Raw genomic sequence first — 21,509 nt, 5'->3', positions numbered from 1 at the left:
GTTACATATTTGAATTGGCTATTCTATATAACTTTTTCAACTCTTTTCTCGTATCTACCACTTCTTTTTCTATATTTTTTCTCAACCGTCCATCCAGCAATTTATCACTTAATATTTCTACAATAGAATCATACATTTGCTGCTCATCAAATTGAACGATTAATCCATTGTGGTTATGAATTATCTGTTCACTTGCTCCTGTAAAATCTGTACTAATAATTGGGTTATTAAAACATCTAGCTTCTGCAAGTGTTATGCAGTATCCCTCATATCGAGACGGTTGAACATATAAATCACATTGTTTCATAAATGGATAGGGATTCGAAACTGCTCCTAAAAAGATATAATCACCCTGGACATCGTAATTTTCCACAAGCTTTTCATACATTCCTCTTTCCTTTCCATCTCCTATACAATACCATCTAACATTGAAGCCAGCTTCTCTTAGCTTAGCTAACACAGATATTGTTAAATCCTGCCCCTTTTCTATACTCAATCTACCAACAGTAAGGATTCTTACGCCCTCAAAATCATCCGCAAACCCAATTCCTTCATTTGCCATCTTACATATCATTTCAGGTGAAATAATATTTAAAAAAGTTTCTGTCTTATTTATCAATTCCGGAACAGTTTGAGTAAGTTTCATCTTTCCTAAATCTGAAACTACAAAAACATGTTGAAATTTTTTATATACTTTATTTACAAAATGCTTATTAAAATATATCTTTTCAATATCGAAATGGATCCATTGAATCTTTCGTCTCGCCTCTACTTTATTTGCCACAAAGTAACTAATAAAATCCATTGGTCCAGCATAAGCGATAGCAATATCATAATTTTTATAAGCACCTTCATAATTCTGTAAACAATATTTAAAAATAACACTCCGTTCTTTCATAACCTTAGAGATTACGTACAACACTGCCAGTTGCAGCGCTTTTACAATTTTTCTTTGTTTTATAAAATCCGCTATAACTAACCGTGTTGGTTTATTCAAAATACATTGCATTTCTTCGTAATCCTTTACATACTCAATACGAACCCCCTTTGGAATAAAGTTTAAAAATTCTCCTTTTTTCTCTAACATTAAAATTGTCACTTCATACTTTTCTTTTGGGATTTCTGCTACCATATTTAATAAGGCCTTCTCCGTACCACCTATATTCATATTTATAACCATAAAAAGTATTTTCTTTTTCATAGTTCTCCCATTCTTTCTATTTATAAAATCCTTTAATTGAAAAAAGCATATATCTTCTCAATTTCCTCTTCCGTTCCAACCTTTTCTTTCTTTAAATTTTCAAATAACCGTTTTTTTAGCAAATCGTTTTCTATAATTTCTTTCACCCCTTCATATATTGCTTCCGAATCCATCTTCACTATTAAACCATTCTCTCTATGTTTGATTTGATTATGAACTGTAACAAAGTCGGTTACCACTATAGGTTTTTGAAATATTCTAGCCTCTGCTATTGCCAAGCCAAATCCTTCATACCTAGAGGGTTGTACATATATATCACTGTGTTTTATAAAGGGGTAGGGATTCTTGTATGTACCTAATAATATGAAAGTATCGTGTAAATTATATTTACTTATCCTATCCTCGAGTTCACTTTGAAGATTTCCTTCGCCGATTACATACCACTTAAATCTATAGCCTTTTTGCTTTAATTTATAACAAGCTTCTATGGCCAATTCATATCCTTTTTCATAGACTAACCTACCAATCGTTAATATTCGTAATCCCTCAAACTGATCACTAAATCCTTTACTCTCATTTGCCATCGATTTAATTAACGTCGGCGATATAATATCATAGACAACTTGAACTTTCGATTCTATTTTAGGAATTTCTTGAATCAATACTTCCTTACAACCATCGGAAACAGCTACTATTTCATTAAATTCCTCATAATAGTTCAAGTCAAAATCTTTATTATATGCAGCTAGCTTATAATCCGTATTCACCCAAGCGATTTTTTTGCACGCGTAAACCTTATTTGCCACAAAGTATGTTGGCATTCCTTGACTATAAGCTATGGCAACATCATATGTCCCCTTTAAACTATCCATCCCTTTAGATACCCATCTCCAAACTACTTGAGCTGCATGTAATTTTTTATTTATGTATGGATTTCTAAGAGATATAGAAGCCCCAACTCTAAGAAATAACTCTTTAAAGTATTTATGTTTGATTAAATAATTAAATTTCTCAGCCTGTCTTTTAATAATTGTCGGTACTTCTAAAACGTTTACCTGTTTTGGAAGTAATGATAAATACAATCCACTAGCAGAGAACATTAACAAATCAACTTCATATTTCATATAATCAAATGAAGAAAGTAAAGAAACTAAACTTTTTTCAGCTCCTCCACTTTGTAGCGAATCTATAACGAATAAAATTTTTTTCTTCATAACTATCACTACCCTAAAGTGTTTTTATTACACTCAAAATATTAAAAACCATTTACTTATTCTCCCTTTACGAAAATAATGCATATAATTTATTGATTTCATTACGATTTCCATATTCACCTTTCAGAGTATTTTCTACCAATACTTCCCTTAATTCTTTATCTTCAATAAGTCTCTTTATTCCATTAACTATCCCGTTTATTCCCATCTCAGTTATTAATCCATCAATTCCATCCTGTACCTGACTTTTAGCAGTTGAAAAATTAGTAATAAGTACTGGCTTTCCAATGATTTGCGCTTCACGAACTGTTACAGCTTTCCCCTCATACCTCGATGGCTGCACATATATATCACATGCTTTTATATATGGATAGGGATTTGTCTTTTTACCCAATAAAAAAAAATGTTTTTCTAGTTTAAGTTCAGCTAATAACTTTCTAAGTTCAGCTTCTAGTGCTCCATACCCAACTACATACCATTCCATATCATATCCCTCATCTAATAACTTTCTTAAGGCATGCATAGCAACGTCTATTCCTTTTGCATATGATAACCGCCCTACAGTAACAAGCTTTATTTTTCCAGGTTTCATCTGTAGTTCTTTCATAACATCTTCCCTGTTTGCTTGTTCACGTACGAACTCCGGAGATAATATATTTTCTATAATTTCAACATTCTTATTTACATTTGGTAAAATACTAAGAAATGAATCTCGACATCCTTCTGAAACCGCTACGATATTATCCATTTTGCCCCACATTTTATACTCCATGTTTGCATTAAGATTTATATTCGAATAATCTGTATGAATCCAACCAATCTTTCGTTTCGCTCGAACTTTATCTCCAACAAAATAATGGGGCCATAAAAAACTAATTGCTACATCATACTCCTCCTCCAGTTTCGGTATAAATGGTAAAGTTATTCTCCATCCATACTGAATAACGAAATATCCCACCTCTGCACTTTTCACATATCTCCCATGCACATCTCCTAAAATTTTCCCTAAAGTCCTTGCCATTCCAATTGTAATTTGCCCTTCTTGCAATATTTGTTTAATCGATTTTCTAAAAGTAGTATATTGTTTTACTTCCTTTAACAAATTAGGCAGTTTAGGTAATAAAAAAAGAAACTCTCCCTCATGTTTAAATAACATTAAATCTACATCATATTTGCTATAGTCGATTGTATTCAATAAACCAATTAAACTTCTTTCTACTCCTCCAATTGCCATATCAAATGATGTAATGAGAATTTTTTTCTTTTTCATTGCTTACTCCCTCATCCGATTTATTTTACTAGTTTTATTCTTATGAAAGTAAGTACATTTAACTATGATTCCCTATACTCTAATCCATACAATAATAACCACTCTGGAATATTACTCTTTATATCAAAACCGAGCTTCGAGATTGTATCAGCTATTATTTCTGTATTTAATTTTTCTTTTTCCAAAACCCTTTGAATTTCTGCAGACCATATTTTAAGATTTTCATCTAAGCTAACAAATGATATTATCCCTAATCCCATATCAGCATTTTTAGTTATTGTATTTGCCACTACACACGGAACACCTGCACACTGTGCTTCTAATGCAACAATTCCAAATCCCTCAAAAAGTGACGGAAAAAGAAAAACATCAAACATCCTTATAATTCTCGGAATGTCTTTTCTTACTCCTAAAAATCTAACTTTTTCATAGATACCTAGTCTTTTAGATTCTAGCTCAATAGAGTTCTTTAACGGTCCATCTCCTACTAAAACAAGCATAAAATTAGGATCATATTTTAATACCTCATTGAAAACTTTCAATATAAATATATGATTTTTAGATTCAGAAAAACGCCCAATATGACCAATAACTTTCTGTTCAACTGATATATTGAATTCATTCCTTACTGCATTATCATCCTGTATATTTGCATTAACAAATTGATTAATATCTATTGCGTTTTTCATTATCTTTACCTTTGGATTATCAATGTTTTTTTGAAATAAAAAACGTGCAGATTCTACACTGCACGCACAATAATTTGTTCCCGCATAAGTAATAATTGTTCGTAAAAAACTCAACAAAACTTTCCCTTTTATCCCCGATCCCATCGGCCAATTATTACTATGCGAATGACAAATTCTTATTTTTATACCCGCTATTTTAGCAGCAATAGCCACAAATCCCCCCTGATAATCAGTATGTGCATGGGCCGCCACATATTGATTCTTAGACATTATCCTAACAAGCTCTTTAATGTATGAAAGAGGGCCTAACTGTCCTAAGCTAGATATTCGGTGTATTTTCCCACCCAACGCAATGATTTCCTTATCATAATCACTTTCTTCACTTTTATGGGAAACAAAATCAAATTGCACCATTTCTCGATCTATATTCCTATATACATTCATTAATAATGCCTCAGCGCCACCTCGGTCCATCGCACTAACGATATGTAACACTCTTTTTGGTCGTTCTTGTTTAAACATTGAAAATTACTCCCATCTAAGAACGATTTTCAAATATATATTTTATCCCCAGAAATTACTCTTATAAACTATTCCTAAAGTAATAATATGTTCATATACAAAGTAAACAAAGTAACATAATATTACTGCATAGTAAATTAACTTTTGATCCTTTTCTTTAAATAACTTTATAACCCACGATATCAATATCAAGTGATATAGCCCAAAATATATGGAGAATCTTGCAAAAATCCAATTTTGAGTTGAAATAATCATAAATACTAGACCTAACAATGCCATATTTACGATGTAATCACTTTCTGGAAAAATCTCTCTTAACTTATGTCTTCCAACATAAGCGAGAATGAGCGGTATTGCATCCACAGCAACCCGAAGAATATTAGCTCCTCCTTCTTGAAAATCCTTATAGTGACCATATTGTGTATCTCCTATAGTTGCAAAGAAAATTTCTGCAAATTGATTAAACCCTATTACTATAAGTACTGCGATAAAGAGAAGTATAAATGTTATTGTCGACCATGCTTTTCTTCGGATTACAAAATAAATAGGAATTAATACAAGGGCACTTTGATGAAAAGTAGAAGCAAATAGTACAATCAAAAAATATCTTTTCCAATTTCCATCTAAAATATATTTTGTTGCAGTAAAAATAATCGCTGCGGTTAAATACTGTCTTACTCCATTCATTGAAACCAAATACATACCGGATGCGATATACACATATAAACTTAACTCAATCATTCTTGAATATTTATATAGAACTACTACTATTAATATATTTGTTATTAGAGCTGTTATAAAAATCAAAACTTGCGGATCATTCGTATATGTTTTTAATATCATTTGCAAAATGCTAAATCCAACATCCTTACTACTTTGAATATACTCCCAATTAAAATCAGTAACTGTAAAAGCATGCATATAAAAATACGTATCACCAATATTATTTCTAAAACCAGATACTAGTACAAGAGAGGTCGTCGCCATTAAAATCAATAGTCGATTCGGTTTTAACATCAACATTTCTGAAGTTACTGGCATAGCAAAATACCGTGCGAAAAACGCTAGTATGAACACTATAAAGAAATTCATCCAAATTATAGTCATTATTCTTCCCTCTTATCAATCCTAAATAAATTCCTATATATTTACTTTTATTCTTGTTTTCAATGTAATGTAACTATATAGAATAACCCCAAACGGCACTGCACAAAGGGTAAGTACTTTGCATGGTGACTCTTTTATAAATTTTTTATTTTTCGCTATAAAGCTACTTGAGACATAATGTACAGCTTGTCTATATTTAAACAGCCTATTTGCAAACGGTAGCTTCATCAGTTCCTTACGATAAAAAGCAAAACCTTTTGGATTTTTACGATACTGACTTAACATATTCATCGAAGAACCATCAGGCATATATTCAACATAACAAAGTGCTTCGTTCATGAGTAACATCTCATATTTCTGATCCAACATATAGTATTTATATGCCAAACCTACATACTTTTCATTTTTAAAAACTGGATAAGGATACTTCCTAGTTAGTTCTGTACGATATACTAATTTCTTATCTCCAGTTACACCATGTTTATTGTAAAGATTAAACAGTGTAGAACGTTTCAAATTTAACGGTAGCTTTGAACCAATCACCGTCCCATCTTTATATAAATCAAGTGCAATGATTCCACTTACTTGATCACTTCCATTTTCATCCCAAAACGAAATGATTTTCTCTACAGCATCACTAGGCATTGAGTCATCTGAATCAATGCACACATTAAGTTCAGTATCAATCATCTCGTAAGCTGTATTATGAGCACCATGCATCCCTTGATTTACTTGCCAATAATACCTTATACTTATGCAATCTTCAGAAATCCAAGAATGCACTAACTCCTTTGTATAATCATCAGACCCATCATCTATAATTAACCATATAAACTCTTGACACGTTTGCTGCTTCAAACTTTCATAACACCCCTGAAGACAATATGCTCGATTATATGTAGGGGTAAAAATCGTTAACTTTTTCAATATGCTCACCTCGATACTTCAACATAAAACTCTTGGGTACACCCTGTAATATTTTTTATATCATATCCTTTTTCAGCTAATACATATTGTTCCACACTTCGCAATGCCTGCTTGTTTTCTATAGTTTGTAATAGACCTACCCAGTTTCTTATATGCAGCAAAGAGCACTGTTCAACTAAATTCAACCCCAAATCCACATCTTGTGTAATAGTATCCGATATAATACATGGCAAACCCGCCCCTTGTGCTTCAATAAGGGTAACTGGCAAACCTTCATAAATAGATGGAAATAAAAATGCATCAAATGCTTGTAATAAACGATTAATATCACTACGTATTCCTAAAAATTTTACTTTATCTGTTAGATTCAGTTTCTCTACTTTTTTCTCCATTTCTAATCGAAGCGGTCCATCTCCGACTAATAGAAGAATAGAGTTCGGCCTATATTCTATTAGTTGAGCAAAAATATCAATTAAAAAAGTATGATTTTTTGGATATGCAAATCTTCCCACATGTCCAATCACAAAAACATCCCCATGAAGTTTCAGTTCTTTTCTTACCTGCTCTCTAAGGTCTGGGTTAAATGTAAATTCATCACATTCAATTCCATTTTTTAATATTTTTGTTGTACTTTCTCTATTGGCAAACAACCATTGCGCTGCAGCTACTGAACACGCTAAAAAATGCGTAGCACACGACTTAATAAATGCTCCTGCATACCATTTATATATATTTGCTATAGCACCACCCTCACTGCTTGTACTATGACTATGCGCAATCCTAACTGGCACCCTTGCTTTTTTAGCTGAACGAAGTACAAAACCGCTCATTTTATCCATATGTGAATGAACGATTTTATAATGCGGATGAGTGCTAAAGAAAGTATCTAGTGCCTTTATATAACCTCTATGACCAACATCTGTAACGTATGGAATTCTATGAACTTTCCCGCCTAACTTTACTATCTCTTCATCAAATACCCCCTCTTTACAAGTTAAAAAATCAAATTGTACTTTTGAGCGGTCTATATTACGATACAAATTCATAATTAAAGTTTCGGCTCCGCCTCTATTCATATTTACGACTACATGTAATACTCTTAATGGAGCGCCCAATTTAAATCCTCCATTTCATCCATATAACTTGTATAAATTTCTTTTTTCTCTTTCAATACTTCATTAACTGAATATTCATTTGTAATAATAGTACGTCCATAATGTCCAAACTGCGCTTGTAATTCAGTATTTTTAGAAATAGAATTGATTCTTTCAGCCATCGTCTTTATGTCATCGCGTTCTATAGTCCAACCATTTTTATTATTAATAATTAACTCCCTATGCCCTCTGTTACTTGTAGCGATAACCGGAAGCCCACAAGCCATAGCTTCCATAATATTAACTGGTAAACCTTCCCGATAACTCGATGCAACAGCTAGATCACACATCTGTAGCAAAGAGGCTATATCATTTCTATAACCAAGAAAGTGAACCATACTACTCACGCCTAGTTGCGTCGCTATTTTTTTGCACTCTTCCATTAAAGGCCCTTCACCAGCAAGTAGTAGCTTCGCATGAGGAATTTCAGTTTTCAATTGTGCCAACAATTGAATTAAGAAGCTTTGATTTTTGTTCTTATTAAATTCAGCTGCATAAAACATTAAAAAGTCTTTAGACTGATAACCATGTTTATCTCTTAGTTTCTTCTTTTCTCTTTCAGTAACAGGAATAAATCGTTCTATATCTACCCCTACACCATGAACGAGTTTAATATCTTTCGCTTGAAAACGATGTTTAACTGCTAAATTGTAATCTTCTTGGTTAATTGTTATAAGACAATCTGTATTAATTGCCAAACTTCTTTCAATTGGATAATATAAAAGCCAATTTATAAACGATGATCCTTTACAAAAGTGAAATCCATGTGCCGTATATATGACCTTCGTCCCTTCCCTCCTTGCTTTCCGAGCAGCTAGACGAGCAATTACGCCTCCCATAGGCGTATGACAGTGAATGATATTATATTTATTTTGATGAATAATTGATTTGAGTTTTTTATATGCATGAAGATTTTGTATGCTAAGAGGTGATCTTTGAATAGGCATATTATATTTTTCAGTTACATACGGAAGGTGTATATCCCCATTTGCTGCAACGTGTACTTCCCAACCTTGATCTGCAAACCATTTCAAATACGGTAAATGAAAAGCTTTAAAATGATAATCCACAGTTGCACAAAACAGAACTTTTTTAGACACCATCCCACGCACCCGTCTTATTATGAATTTTTGCCATTAACCTGATACTGGTATTAATAGTTTTAAAGTTTTACGTTGATTCACTAAATTTAACAATCTCTTTCTTAATTCAAATTTATCTAATTCTGTATATTCAGAAATCAATTCCTCTATTTCTTCTATACGAACATTCATTTCTTGTCCTACATAAATTCTTGGGTAGACTTGCTGCTCATTCATTTCATCTTCTTTTAGTAATTCTTCAAAAAGTTTCTCTCCTGGGCGTATACCCGTAAATTTTATTCCAATTTCATCCACGGAGTTTCCTGATAATCGAATGAGGTTTTTAGCAAGATCCACTATTTTTACTGGTTCTCCCATATCGAGTACAAAAATTTCTCCACCCTTTGCTAACGCACCAGCTTGTACTACAAGTCTAGATGCCTCCGGAATAGTCATAAAATAACGAACCATATCTGGGTGAGTAACTGTAACTGGTCCTCCCTTTTGAATCTGCTTCTTAAATAACGGGATTACACTCCCTCTACTCCCTAATACATTTCCAAATCGTACAGTAACAAATTTTGTATGACTTATTTTATCTTTATGTTGTATTACCATCTCAGCTAATTTCTTTGTCGCCCCCATAACACTCGTTGGGTTCACTGCTTTATCTGACGAAATCATAACAAACGTTCCTACTCCATGCGTTCTTGCCGCCTCAGCTATATTCATAGTCCCAATCAAATTATTTTTAACAGCCTCTTCAGGATTGTGTTCCATCAATGGTACATGTTTATGTGCAGCAGCGTGATATACAACATGAGGAAGATGTTTTTTCATTATTACATGCATCTTCTTTTCATCTTGTATATCTGCGATTTCTGGTATAAACACGCCTTTCCTATCATTATGTTTTTCATTTAATTCCATTTCTATTGAATATATACTGTTTTCTCCGTGCCCTAATAAAATCAATTTTTCCGGCTTAAATTTCGCAACTTGTCTACAAATTTCTGAGCCTATCGATCCACCTGCACCAGTAACTAAAATGACTTTATCCGTTATATAATCTGAAATGATATCCACGTCTAACTCTACAGGATCTCGTCCTAATAAATCTTCTACTTGAACATCTCTGAATTCATTCACTGAAACTTTACCTGTCACTAAGTCTTCTAACATTGGAAGAATCTGTGTTTTTACATTTGTTTTTAAACAATCTTTTAAAATAATATTTCTTTCTTTTTTATTTAAAGAAGGAATTGCTAAAATTATCATTTCAATGTTCAATTTTTTAATAACGTAATCAATTTGGTTCATACCACCAATTACCGGAATCCCCCAAATATCTAGATTATGTTTTTTGATATTATCATCAATAAATGCGACTGGCATTAATTCCGTAGCACTGTTCTTCAACAACTGTCTAGCAACCATTGTCCCAGCGGATCCAGCACCAACAATTAACGTTCTTTTCTTATCGCCTTTTTTCACATAATAAATATCTCTGTACATTCTCCAAATAAAGCGAGAACCACCTATTAATAAAATATGAATCATCCAAGTAACAACTAACAATCGAAAATACATTTTCCCCATGATTAGTTGCTGCACAGCCGCTGTAGTGAATATAGAAAATGTAACAACCTTGCATATAATTAGCAATTCTCCTATACTTGCATATTCCAATGCCTTTTTATACAACTTATACATAAAAGCGAACAAATGATGACTAACTAATAAAGTGATCGAGCTAATAACTGATGATAAAGTGATAACACTGAAGCTAGCATTTACAAAAAAATAACTAAAAAAAATAGCAGTTAATACTATCAGTGAATCCATTAAAAGCAATAACAATATCCTCCGGCGATACGTCATATAACTTCCTCCTTTAATCAATTCCTTACTTAACTCTTTCAAACTTAAAGTTTCTAACTATATTCTCTTTATTAAAAACACATAGTTAGAAACTTTAATAAAACATGGGCATCTAACCCTCCCTCACATTACACTTTTGACGACTGGCATCTAAGGTTATTTTCACAACCCACAGCATAATCGAGTGCCTCCATTGATAGCGGTTAGGAGACATCACCACATCACAATTCTATTGTTTTTTTCTTTATAACGAACACTTTCACATACAAAGATTTAATTTAAAACTATCCTTTATACTTTTCCATTCAAAATCGCACCCAATATTCTACTGTTCGTAAAACTTAATGCCCTTTTCGTTTCAAGTGCATCTTCGTTCACAGTGCGATTATACCGGATCACCAAAAGTACACCTTCACACTTATCAGCTAATACACTCGTATCTGTTACTTCTAATACAGGGGAAGAGTCAAATAATATGATGTCATACCGTTCCATCGCCTTTTGAATCAACATATCCATTGCCTCTGAACTAAGTACTTCTGACGGATTGAATGGCACTGGCCCGCTAGTTAATACATCCAGACTTTCCATCTTTGTTTTTTTTACAGCACCCACCAAATTTGTTTTTCCGTTCAATATGTCAGTTAATCCAATTGTATTTTCCACTCCAAACATTTCATGAATCGTTGGTGTTCGTAAATTCGCATCTATTACCAATACTTTTTCGCCTTTTTGCGCTATTGAGACCGCTAAATTAACTGTAATTGTTGATTTTCCTTCACCGTACCTCGGAGAAGTAATCACTATCGTTCTACTTTTATGAATCGACGAAGATAATTGAATGTTAGTTCGTAGCGAACGATACTGCTCCGAAATTTTCGATCTTGGGGCGGTATACGCAATCATACTTTCTCCTTTAACTTTATTTGTTTTCCATCTATTTTTGTATGCCACTCTGTTCCCTCCCCCAATAACACTGTATTTTTCCCACTAAATTTATCTTTCATATTCTTCTTATTCATTTTAGAAATTCCACCTAAAACAGGGATATCTAACAATTGTTCAATTCGTCGTTCTGATTTGATTCTCTCATCCAATGAATCCAATAAAAAAATAAAACCGATACTGAGCACCATACCTAACGTGAATGCGATTAGTATCGTCTTAAAGTGATTTATATTTATAGGCATAGAATTCTTTTGAACTGGATCCTCTGGTAATATGCTCACATTATTAAAATTCAGTATATTTGCTACTTCTTGCTTATAAACAGCAGCTGTAGTATTTGCAATTTTATGTGCAATCACAGGATCCATATCCACTACATTTATCCTCATAATTTGAGAGCCTTGTACACTTTCCGTACTTATTTGTCCACTTAATGCACCTGCTGATCTATTTATATTCAATTCAGCAGCTACTTTTTCTAATATTACAGGCTCATTTACCATCGCTTTCAATGTATTCATCGTTTCAGCGTTAGCTTGAACAATTACCCTAGCTGAGGAAGCATACAAAGGCGTTTTCATATACATACTATACAGTGCTCCTCCTACCGTTGTAAGAGTCGTAAACAATAGCAGTATCCATACTCTTTTCCATATTACATTAAACAGATTTTTTAAATTTATTTCCTTATTCATTACTTCTCCCCCTCATTTAACACCAATGAGATTTCAGTTAAACGTTCTATAAAAGAACAAAAATAAAATTATTATTTTTATCTTTCGAATATACAAAAGCTTCTAATTAATGATAGTTTAGTTCTTTATATAGAACGAGTCAATACAATTTATTTTCGTTTAACCTCTTCTTAATTTTAGCCCAAAGATTACGACAACATTCTTCATAATTCACTGTAGATAAATGACGAAAATCCCCTATTATTGCATTATCAGGGGGGTTTTCTTTGTATTGAAACGTATTTCAGCAAGGATTTTCAACCCATTTAAATAGGTCACTTTTTCAAATGATATTCATCGCTTATAAGTATTAGCAAGTACATTCTTGAATTTGTTTGTCCCATTATATTCCTCCTATAAAAATGCCCGATAAATAAAAAACCCTCAACACATTATGTGTCAAGGGTTTAAGTCTCTTAGTATAGAGACATATATTGATCGCGTTCCCATTGGTGAACTTGCGTGCGGAAGATATCCCACTCAATCTCTTTTGCTTCGATGAAGTGCTCAAGTAAATGATCACCTAGTGCACCACATACTACTTCATTAGATTGTAATGTAACTAATGCTTGCGCTAATGTTGCTGGTAAGTCAACGATGCCAGCTTCTTCGCGCTCTTCTTTTGTCATTACGTAGATGTTACGGTCTACTGCAGCTGGTGGCGTTAATTTGTTTTTAATTCCATCAAGACCTGCTGCTAATAATGTAGCCATTACTAAATATGGGTTTGCAGCTGGGTCAACACTACGTACTTCTACGCGTGTACTAATACCACGAGATGCAGGGATACGTACTAATGGGCTACGGTTTTGTGCAGACCATGCTACGTAACAAGGAGCTTCGTATCCAGGTACTAAACGCTTGTAAGAGTTTACAGTTGGATTTGCTACCGCTGTAAATGCTGGTGCGTGTTTTAAAATACCTGCGATGAAATGACGAGCATCATCACTTAATTGTAAGTCACCGTTTTGATCGAAGAATACGTTCTCACCATTTTTGAATAGTGATAAGTTACAGTGCATACCTGAACCGTTCACACCGTATAATGGTTTTGGCATAAATGTTGCATGTAAACCGTGTTTACGAGCAATTGTTTTTACAACAAGTTTGAATGTTTGAATATCATCACATGAGCGAATTGCACTTGCATATTTAAAGTCAATTTCGTGTTGACCTGGAGCAACTTCATGGTGAGACGCTTCAATTTCAAAGCCCATCTCTTCTAGTTCAAGAACGATATCACGACGACAGTTTTCCCCTAGATCCATCGGCGCAAGGTCGAAGTATCCACCGTTATCGTTTAATTCTAATGTTGGATTTCCTTTTTCATCTACTTTAAATAGGAAGAATTCTGGCTCTGGTCCAAGATTGAAATCTGAGAATCCTAAAGCTTCCATTTCTTTTAACACACGTTTTAAGTTGTTACGTGGGTCTCCATCAAATGGAGTGCCATCTGCATTGTAAATGTCACAAATTAGACGAGCAACTTTACCTTTTTCAGCAGTCCATGGGAAAATTACCCAAGTGTCTAAGTCAGGATATAAATACATATCAGATTCTTCAATACGTACGAAACCTTCAATCGAAGATCCATCAAACATCATTTTGTTATCAAGAGCTTTCGTTAATTGTCTCACTGGAATCTCTACGTTTTTAATTACTCCTAAAAGGTCTGTAAATTGTAAACGGATATACTTTACATTCTCTTCTTCCGCCAAACGGAAAATATCTTCTTTTGTGTACCTAGCCATTATAAATTCCTCCTTAGTCCCTCTAAACACCTTCAGAATCAGTTCTCTTTAGTGAAAAAACCTTGAAATGTCACCTTGTCGCAATGAAGTCCGATTAAATCTACCTGTATGTTGTAGTTCATCTCGAAGTATTTTGCGAAGCTCAGTTTTTGAAATTTCTTTCGTTTCTTCTTTTACTTTCACTGTTTCTGTTTGATTTTCTTTCATTAGTAACACTTGTTTAATACCAGCCATATTCAAGCCTTGATCTAATAAATCTTTAATCTCTAACAACTTATCTACATCGTTAAATGAAAATAATCTACGATTCCCCTTTGTACGGGTTGGAGAAACAAGATTATGCTCTTCATAGTAGCGAATTTGACGTGCAGATAATTGTGTTAAATCCATAACAATACCAATAGGAAACAGCGGGGCAGAACGTCTATCTTCTTTCATTGTTTCAGTTCCTCCTTCGCCTTAACTGCTTCTCATTTTATACCATGTTATGTTTAGTGTCAATAGATGTTAGCTTTTCTTACATGATTTTTTATAAATTTTTTCATTCTTTTTTCTAATGAAATAAATCATTACTTTCACAAGAAAAAAGCTGTCGAAATCGACAGCTTCCCCTTAAGAAATTGTTAATAATTCTTTTTCAATTAATGCATCAATTGCAGAACAAATCGCAATCTTCACATGTGAATAAGTTAACCCACCTTGCACGTAAGCAACATAAGGGGGACGAATTGGACCATCAGCTGACAATTCAATACTTGCACCTTGAATAAACGTTCCCGCAGCCATAATTACATCATCTTCATAACCCGGCATATAGTTGGCATATGGAGTGAAGTGAGAATTAATCGGAGATGCATATTGAATTGCTTGGCAAAATGCAATCATACGATCTTTATCATCAAATTGAACAGACTGAATTAAATCTGTTCTTGGCGCATTCCACGCTGGTGATGTATTCATTCCTAACTTCTCTAAAAATGCAGCTGTAAAAATTGCACCTTTTAGCGCTTGTCCCGCTACATGCGGCGCTAAGAAGAAACCTTGATACATTTCTTGTAGACTGTATAAAGATGCCCCTGCTTCCGCACCGATCCCTGGAGATGTTAAACGATATGCACACGCTTCAACATACTGTTCTTTACCAACGATATAACCACCAGTTTTAACAATTCCACCACCAGGGTTCTTAATAAGCGAACCTGCCATTAAATCTGCACCAACATGGCATGGCTCTTGCTCTTCAATAAACTCGCCATAACAATTATCTACAAATACAACAACATCTGGTTTAATTTCTTTAACAAACGCTATCATCTCTTTAATTTGAGAAATAGTAAATGACGGACGAGTAGCATAGCCCTTTGAACGCTGAATACCAATCATCTTCGTATTACTATGAATTGCAGCCGCAACAGCTCCAAAATCAACAAGCCCCTCTTCAGTAAGCGGAACTGCATTATAACCAATATTATATTCTTTAAATGAACCTACACCTTTTCCGCGTACACCAACGATTTCTTCTAACGTATCATACGGCTTGCCAGTGATGTACAATAACTCATCTCCTGGACGTAAAATTCCGAATAACGCTGTAGAAATAGCGTGCGTACCTGAAATAATTTGTGGACGAACAAGACCAGCTTCCGCTCCAAATACATCCGCATACACTTTTTCTAACGTATCACGGCCAATATCATCATAACCGTAACCTGTTGTCGGAATAAAATGCGAATCGCTAATTTTATGTTTACGAAAACTTTCTAATACACGAAACTGATTACTTTCAATTACTTCATCCGCACGTTTATGTACTTCTGTAATTTGGCTCTCTACTTCTTTTACGATTGGAGCAATTTTTTCTCCATTTTTCAAACGATCAAACATTTTTATTTTCTCCTTCTTCCACTAAAAATCTCTTTAATTGCACATTAAGCGATGAATGAGCAAAAATATACCCTACGCAATCATATACAAATTTATCTTCTAAAAACTCCATCTTTGTTAAAAGTGTTTCCGTTTTTAATAACGTTAACAACTTACCTTCACTCGGAGGAATTTCCACTTGATAACAATTCATTTCTTCCTTCATTTTCGTTTCTATCGCTTCTTTTATATGTAATAAATCTTTTTCTTCAAAAGCACTAGTCATTAAGAAGTCACTTTTCGGAAACGGAATAAAGTTTTGATGTAATTCATCTTTTTTATTATATAACGTAATAATAGGAATATGATTAATTTCAAGTTCTGACAATAATTGTTTTACTGTTTTTTCATGCCCTACATAATTAGGATCTGCAGAATCAACTACATGTAAAATAACATCCGCTTCACCAGCTTCTTCTAATGTCGAACGAAAAGCCGCAATTAATGATGTAGGTAAATCCTGTATAAAACCAACCGTATCAGTTAGTAATACTGTATAACCAGAAGGTAACGGCATTTTCCTTGTCGTCGGGTCTAGCGTTGCAAACAACAAGTTTTCTTCAAATGTATCAGCTTCCGTCAACCTATTAAACAACGTAGATTTTCCCGCATTCGTATATCCTATTAACGAAACTTGAAATACTTTATTATCTTTTCTTCTCTCACGATATCTTTTCCGATGTTCCACAACAACTGCAAGTTGTTTCTTTATTTCATCAATACGTGATCGAATATGACGACGATCCGTCTCTAGTTTCGTCTCACCTGGTCCCCTCGTCCCAATACCACCACCAAGACGTGATAAAGACAATCCTTGCCCCATAAGACGCGGCATTGTATATTGCAACTGAGCTAATTCTACTTGAAGCTTACCTTCCCTCGACTTCGCACGTTGCGCAAAAATATCTAATATGAGTTGCGTTCGATCAATTACCCTCGCATCTAATACCGAGGATAAATTCCGAATTTGACTCGGCGTTAATTCGTTATTAAATACGATAACATCCGGTTCTAACTCTTCAGTTAACATTGTAAGCTCTTCTAATTTACCCTTACCTATATACGTCGCCGGATGAAACTTCGGTCGTTTTTGCGTTGTAGACACTAACAATTCTGCTCGCGCAGTCTTCGCTAGCGATGCAAGCTCTTTCATGGAATGCGTAAATTTTTCATCATCTTCTTGCGGCAATTGACAGCCCACTAATATGACTTTTTCTTTTTCTTCCATCAAATATGTTCACTCATCCTTTTCGAAATTTAAACCTTCTAATATAATAGCAGAGGAAGCACATTTCATCTAGTTAGCGGGGGAGAAAATTCATGGCATGGGAGATTTTTAGCATCATAGGCACAATTGCTTTCGCACTAAGCGGAGCCATTGTTGCAATGGAAGAGGATTATGATATTTTCGGGGTGTATATTTTAGGAATGGCGACCGCATTTGGGGGAGGTGCCCTTCGTAATTTATTAATCGGTTATCCGATTGTCGCGTTTTGGCAACAAGACATGTTATTCCAAATCGCACTTTTATCAATGACAATTATTTTTCTTTTTCCAAATAAATTAATTAGACACTGGAAAAAGTGGGAAAACATCACTGATGCTATCGGCTTATCAGCATTTGCCGTACAAGGAGCATTATATGCTCAGAAATTAAATTTACCAATTAGCGCTACAATTGTAGCAGCTGTTTTAACTGGCATTGGCGGCGGTATTATCCGCGATCTTTTAGCCCGTAGAAAACCTCTCGTCCTTCGAGCTGAAGTATATGCTTTTTGGACGATTCTAGCAGGTTTCTTAATCGGCGCTCAAATTATTGTTAGTGATTGGGCTTTATACACCTTATTCATTTTAATTGTTTGCTTCCGCATGGTTTCTATTCACTACAAATGGCATTTACCGCATAGACGTATAGACACAAACGAACGTTCAGTGCATAAATAGCAATCCAACCTCTTTACAGAACGTAAAGAGGTTTTTCTTTTCTAACGAGTTTTTCTTTACATAATGTTTATACTAATCTTCAAAGCGAGGTGAATACAAATGACAAACCATGTTAATAAAGGTGCTCAAAAAAGCTCAGTGGGTCAAATTGAGCATGATCCTAATTCTGCACACGAAAAAAGTGCTAAAATGGAACGTTTCCATAAATCTTATCAAGACAAAGCAAAAAAAGAGTAACAGCACTTATACAAAAAACAGACGCACAGTTTACGTACTGTGCGTCTCCTCTTCAAGCATCAAATCACTACTTGATATCCCAATTAAATCATATTTATCATACGTATCCTCTTGCAACAAGCGCATAGCCTGTGTACGAATCGATTTTTCAACAATATTCCGTACATATCTTCCATTACTAAACGATGTAATTTGCGATGAGTACTTTACAGCATGTAAGTGATCTCTAAATTTCCATTCAGCCTCTTTCGATAACTGGTATTCACGTTCTTCATACATCCTCTTCCCTATTTCTAACAGCTGATTCACCGAGTAATCCGCAAATTCAATTATAAACGGAAAACGGGATTGCAGACCTGGATTTAATGAAAGAAAGTGATTCATCTCTCTTGAATATCCAGCTAAAATCAATACAAAACCGTGTTGTTTATCTTCCATATGTTTCACTAGCGTATCAATCGCTTCTTTCCCAAAATCTTTCTCTCCCCCTCGCGCTAATGAATACGCCTCATCAATAAACAAAATACCTCCCATTGCTTTTTTTATTAAATCTCTTGTTTTTTGAGCTGTATGACCGATGTATTCTCCTACAAGATCCGCACGTTCAGCTTCAACTAAGTGCCCTTTTGATAGAATATTCATCTCAAACAACAATTTCCCTATCATTCTAGCAACAGTTGTCTTCCCTGTACCTGGATTCCCTTTAAACAACATGTGGAGTACTTGCTTCTCAGACTTCAACCCTATTTCTTGTCTTTTTTTGTTTACATAAATCCAAGCATATATTTCTTTTATTATCTTTTTTATATCATCCATCCCAACGAGCTTTCCCATCTCTTCTTCAATTCTTTGCAGCATCTCATGTTTCGTAGTAGTTTCACTTGAAATTACCGTTTTATTTTCCGCGGCCGGTAAAGAAATTTTCTTTCGATGATTTAACACAATGTTAATTTGATTATTATTTTTCTTTCGCATCGATTGTTCCATACAATCACCTCATTTTATCCTGCATGAACAAGCAGTAAGACTCCCACCTCAAAATTCAGTAAACGTGAGGAAGTTAGACGAGAGATAGCTACCCGTAAATGCCCGATTGGTTCAACTAATAATCAAGGGAGATGAACAAATACCCCACTGATTAAAATTTCACTTTATCCACTCACCAAATATTATTATTCCTGTCTCCCTTGCAAATGACTATTTTCAGAAAAGTTTGCTATAATATAAGAAATAATGAAGGTGGTGGGACTATGGAGACAACGGAATTCCATGATACAATACAAGCCTTTTCTATTTTTTTATTGAATAAAGGCCGAAAACCTTCAACCATTAAACGTTATGTTTATGACATTGAAGATTTCGGACATTGGTTAGAAAAAAACAAAAAGCTCCCTTCCAGTAATATATGGGCTACACTTTGTACAAAAGACTATGAAGATTACTTTTCCGACTTAAAAAAGAATCGACATTACTCAGAGAAAACGATGCACCGTGTATTTATTGTATTAAATAGAATGCATCACTTTCTAAACATCCCTAATCCATTAAAGAACATGGAAATTTCTATTCAACCAGACCGCACACTTCGTAATGAGGATTTCATTTCATCTGATGAAGAAAAAAGATTAAAACATATAGTCACTTCATTAGAAGGACTTTCAGAAAAACAGCGTCCTGTGCGCCCTTTATTAATGGATCGTAATATCGCTATTTTAAATTTATTAATCGACTACGGATTATCCTTACAGGATCTTACAGCATTAACTATGCAGCACGTCCACTTTGAAACGAACACATTATCTATCCCAGCAACCGCAGGGATAGAAAGAACAATTACATTGACTAGCGAAGACAAAAAACAACTATATACTTATTACAAAAGCATCCCAGAGCCCGTTCGTCCAAAATACCATAGTAATGATCCATTATTTATTGCCTTTGATTTTAATCGCGGAACATACAGATGGGTATACGAAAATGATGCACCAAAGGGATTAACAGAAATCGCTATCCAAAAAATGATTCGCCTTGAAGTATCTAGAGCTAATTTACGTAAAGGAATCTCAGGACAACACTTTCGTAACACCTATATTTTAAACTTAATAAAAAAAGAAACTCCAGAATCAGAAATTATAAAACTAGTTGGATTTAAATCAAAAGTTTCACTCAAACGATATTATCAATACGCAGAAAATAGAAAAAACGCCTTATCCTAAGGCGTTTTTTCTATTTTTTCTTTAAACAAACGATTTTACTATGACCATTTAACTAATTTTTGCATCTACTATGATGAGTTTCGTTCATATCCTCATGAGAAAGGAGAGATTTAATGTCTCATTTTAACGACAGTCAGAACAAATTCTCCAAACCATGCTTTCCAAGTAGCGCCGGACGAATCCCAAATACTCCATCCATCCCAGTTACTAAGGCACAACTTAGAACATTCCGCGCAATCATTATCGATCTAACAAAAATAATTCCAAAACTTTTCGCAAATCCATCTCCTCAAAATATTGAAGATCTAATCGATACATTGAACTTACTAAGTAAATTTATTTGTTCACTAGACGCTACTTCCTCCCTGAAAGCACAAGGGTTAGCTATTATTAAAAATTTAATAACTATATTAAAAAATCCAACCTTCGTAGCAAGCGCTGTATTTATTGAGCTTCAAAATCTAATTAATTATTTACTATACATTACAAAACTATTCCGAATTGACCCTTGCACACTTCAAGAGCTTCTTAAATTAATAGCAGCATTACAAACTGCTTTAGTTAATTCTGCTTCATTCATTCAAGGACCTACTGGACCTACTGGGCCAGCGGGTGCTACTGGCGCCACTGGACCTCAAGGGCCTCAAGGTAACACGGGCGCTACTGGTGCCACTGGATCTCAAGGGCCTCAAGGTAACACGGGCGCTAC

General features: G+C 34.3%; 20 protein-coding genes. 4 read left to right on the top strand and 16 right to left on the bottom strand.

Annotation, left to right across the window (positions count from 1 at the left end):
- Position 1: 1 nt before the first annotated feature.
- The 15 genes from BAQ44_RS08435 to hflX form a co-directional block, all read right to left on the bottom strand.
- Entirely contained in the window at positions 2-1,201 is a 1,200-nt protein-coding gene (locus BAQ44_RS08435; protein WP_071721478.1) for a glycosyltransferase, read from the bottom strand.
- A gap of 32 nt (positions 1,202-1,233) precedes the next feature.
- Positions 1,234-2,415 carry a glycosyltransferase gene (locus BAQ44_RS08430; RefSeq protein WP_071721477.1) on the bottom strand — a complete coding sequence of 394 codons (1,182 nt, stop codon included), beginning with the start codon at positions 2,413-2,415 and terminating at the stop codon, positions 1,234-1,236.
- Between the two features lie 67 nt (positions 2,416-2,482).
- Positions 2,483-3,685, bottom strand: a complete 1,203-nt coding sequence (locus tag BAQ44_RS08425; protein WP_071721476.1) for a glycosyltransferase — start codon at positions 3,683-3,685, stop codon at positions 2,483-2,485.
- A 62-nt stretch (positions 3,686-3,747) separates the two neighbouring features.
- The gene (locus BAQ44_RS08420; protein ID WP_071721475.1) at positions 3,748-4,896 is read right to left on the bottom strand and encodes a glycosyltransferase family 1 protein; all 1,149 of its coding nucleotides are present in this window, start codon (positions 4,894-4,896) and stop codon (positions 3,748-3,750) included.
- Positions 4,897-4,938: 42 nt separating this feature from the next.
- Positions 4,939-6,003 (bottom strand): EpsG family protein, encoded by a 1,065-nt coding sequence (locus BAQ44_RS08415; protein WP_071721474.1) that lies wholly within the window; start codon positions 6,001-6,003, stop codon positions 4,939-4,941.
- A gap of 33 nt (positions 6,004-6,036) precedes the next feature.
- Positions 6,037-6,930 carry a glycosyltransferase family 2 protein gene (locus BAQ44_RS08410; RefSeq protein WP_071721473.1) on the bottom strand — a complete coding sequence of 298 codons (894 nt, stop codon included), beginning with the start codon at positions 6,928-6,930 and terminating at the stop codon, positions 6,037-6,039.
- A 5-nt stretch (positions 6,931-6,935) separates the two neighbouring features.
- Positions 6,936-8,045 carry a glycosyltransferase family 1 protein gene (locus BAQ44_RS08405; RefSeq protein ID WP_071721472.1) on the bottom strand — a complete coding sequence of 370 codons (1,110 nt, stop codon included), beginning with the start codon at positions 8,043-8,045 and terminating at the stop codon, positions 6,936-6,938.
- Complete coding sequence (locus BAQ44_RS08400) at positions 8,030-9,187, bottom strand: glycosyltransferase family 4 protein (RefSeq protein ID WP_071721471.1); 1,158 nt, start codon at positions 9,185-9,187, stop codon at positions 8,030-8,032. The genes BAQ44_RS08405 and BAQ44_RS08400 overlap by 16 nt, the downstream gene beginning before the upstream one ends.
- Positions 9,188-9,220: 33 nt before the next feature.
- Positions 9,221-11,047, bottom strand: a complete 1,827-nt coding sequence (locus BAQ44_RS08395; RefSeq protein ID WP_071721470.1) for a polysaccharide biosynthesis protein — start codon at positions 11,045-11,047, stop codon at positions 9,221-9,223.
- Between the two features lie 291 nt (positions 11,048-11,338).
- Positions 11,339-12,001: a CpsD/CapB family tyrosine-protein kinase gene (locus BAQ44_RS08390; protein WP_063260596.1), complete on the bottom strand. Its 663-nt coding sequence runs from the start codon at positions 11,999-12,001 to the stop codon at positions 11,339-11,341.
- Positions 11,950-12,690, bottom strand: a complete 741-nt coding sequence (locus BAQ44_RS08385) for a YveK family protein (RefSeq protein WP_063260595.1) — start codon at positions 12,688-12,690, stop codon at positions 11,950-11,952. Before BAQ44_RS08385 ends, BAQ44_RS08390 begins: the two co-directional genes overlap by 52 nt.
- 455 nt (positions 12,691-13,145) lie before the next feature.
- Positions 13,146-14,480, bottom strand: coding sequence for a type I glutamate--ammonia ligase (glnA, locus tag BAQ44_RS08380; protein WP_061677946.1), 1,335 nt, complete (start codon positions 14,478-14,480; stop codon positions 13,146-13,148).
- A 48-nt stretch (positions 14,481-14,528) separates the two neighbouring features.
- Entirely contained in the window at positions 14,529-14,918 is a 390-nt protein-coding gene (gene glnR, locus BAQ44_RS08375) for a transcriptional repressor GlnR (protein ID WP_000656784.1), read from the bottom strand.
- Positions 14,919-15,092: 174 nt separating this feature from the next.
- Positions 15,093-16,364 carry a methionine gamma-lyase family protein gene (locus BAQ44_RS08370; protein ID WP_000460296.1) on the bottom strand — a complete coding sequence of 424 codons (1,272 nt, stop codon included), beginning with the start codon at positions 16,362-16,364 and terminating at the stop codon, positions 15,093-15,095.
- Positions 16,357-17,631 carry a GTPase HflX gene (gene hflX / locus BAQ44_RS08365; protein WP_071721469.1) on the bottom strand — a complete coding sequence of 425 codons (1,275 nt, stop codon included), beginning with the start codon at positions 17,629-17,631 and terminating at the stop codon, positions 16,357-16,359. The genes BAQ44_RS08370 and hflX overlap by 8 nt, the downstream gene beginning before the upstream one ends.
- A 92-nt stretch (positions 17,632-17,723) precedes the next feature.
- Here hflX and BAQ44_RS08360 point away from each other — a divergent pair, with 92 nt between their 5' ends.
- Positions 17,724-18,347 carry a trimeric intracellular cation channel family protein gene (locus BAQ44_RS08360; RefSeq protein ID WP_048544241.1) on the top strand — a complete coding sequence of 208 codons (624 nt, stop codon included), beginning with the start codon at positions 17,724-17,726 and terminating at the stop codon, positions 18,345-18,347.
- Positions 18,348-18,446: 99 nt separating this feature from the next.
- Positions 18,447-18,584, top strand: coding sequence for a hypothetical protein (locus BAQ44_RS30980; RefSeq protein ID WP_071721468.1), 138 nt, complete (start codon positions 18,447-18,449; stop codon positions 18,582-18,584).
- Positions 18,585-18,614: 30 nt separating this feature from the next.
- Here the strand turns inward: BAQ44_RS30980 and spoVK are convergent, their stop codons facing one another.
- The gene (gene spoVK / locus BAQ44_RS08350) at positions 18,615-19,571 is read right to left on the bottom strand and encodes a stage V sporulation protein K (protein ID WP_061677942.1); all 957 of its coding nucleotides are present in this window, start codon (positions 19,569-19,571) and stop codon (positions 18,615-18,617) included.
- Between the two features lie 263 nt (positions 19,572-19,834).
- On the opposite strand from spoVK, the gene BAQ44_RS08345 reads away from it, so the two are divergent.
- Both BAQ44_RS08345 and BAQ44_RS08340 read left to right on the top strand, forming a co-directional pair.
- The gene (locus BAQ44_RS08345) at positions 19,835-20,800 is read left to right on the top strand and encodes a tyrosine-type recombinase/integrase (RefSeq protein WP_048544247.1); all 966 of its coding nucleotides are present in this window, start codon (positions 19,835-19,837) and stop codon (positions 20,798-20,800) included.
- 113 nt (positions 20,801-20,913) lie between these two features.
- Positions 20,914-21,509, top strand: a 596-nt coding sequence (locus tag BAQ44_RS08340) for a collagen-like protein (RefSeq protein WP_131801851.1), incomplete at its 3' end; no start/stop codon positions are given.

The organism is Bacillus mobilis (assembly GCF_001884045.1).
Lineage (GTDB): Bacteria > Bacillota > Bacilli > Bacillales > Bacillaceae_G > Bacillus_A > Bacillus_A mobilis.
This window is presented reverse-complemented; position numbering and strand designations above follow the sequence as displayed.

Coding starts and splice junctions, on each gene's coding strand:
- BAQ44_RS08385 (WP_063260595.1), bottom strand. CDS start 12,690: ATGAATAAGGAAATAAATTTAAAAAATCTGTTTAATGTAATATGGAAA.
- BAQ44_RS08415 (WP_071721474.1), bottom strand. CDS start 6,003: ATGACTATAATTTGGATGAATTTCTTTATAGTGTTCATACTAGCGTTT.
- BAQ44_RS30980 (WP_071721468.1), top strand. CDS start 18,447: ATGACAAACCATGTTAATAAAGGTGCTCAAAAAAGCTCAGTGGGTCAA.
- BAQ44_RS08425 (WP_071721476.1), bottom strand. CDS start 3,685: ATGAAAAAGAAAAAAATTCTCATTACATCATTTGATATGGCAATTGGA.
- BAQ44_RS08430 (WP_071721477.1), bottom strand. CDS start 2,415: ATGAAGAAAAAAATTTTATTCGTTATAGATTCGCTACAAAGTGGAGGA.
- glnA (WP_061677946.1), bottom strand. CDS start 14,480: ATGGCTAGGTACACAAAAGAAGATATTTTCCGTTTGGCGGAAGAAGAG.
- BAQ44_RS08435 (WP_071721478.1), bottom strand. CDS start 1,201: ATGAAAAAGAAAATACTTTTTATGGTTATAAATATGAATATAGGTGGT.
- BAQ44_RS08395 (WP_071721470.1), bottom strand. CDS start 11,047: ATGACGTATCGCCGGAGGATATTGTTATTGCTTTTAATGGATTCACTG.
- BAQ44_RS08345 (WP_048544247.1), top strand. CDS start 19,835: ATGGAGACAACGGAATTCCATGATACAATACAAGCCTTTTCTATTTTT.
- BAQ44_RS08360 (WP_048544241.1), top strand. CDS start 17,724: ATGGCATGGGAGATTTTTAGCATCATAGGCACAATTGCTTTCGCACTA.
- BAQ44_RS08370 (WP_000460296.1), bottom strand. CDS start 16,364: ATGTTTGATCGTTTGAAAAATGGAGAAAAAATTGCTCCAATCGTAAAA.
- hflX (WP_071721469.1), bottom strand. CDS start 17,631: ATGGAAGAAAAAGAAAAAGTCATATTAGTGGGCTGTCAATTGCCGCAA.
- spoVK (WP_061677942.1), bottom strand. CDS start 19,571: ATGGAACAATCGATGCGAAAGAAAAATAATAATCAAATTAACATTGTG.
- BAQ44_RS08420 (WP_071721475.1), bottom strand. CDS start 4,896: ATGTTTAAACAAGAACGACCAAAAAGAGTGTTACATATCGTTAGTGCG.
- glnR (WP_000656784.1), bottom strand. CDS start 14,918: ATGAAAGAAGATAGACGTTCTGCCCCGCTGTTTCCTATTGGTATTGTT.
- BAQ44_RS08400 (WP_071721471.1), bottom strand. CDS start 9,187: ATGGTGTCTAAAAAAGTTCTGTTTTGTGCAACTGTGGATTATCATTTT.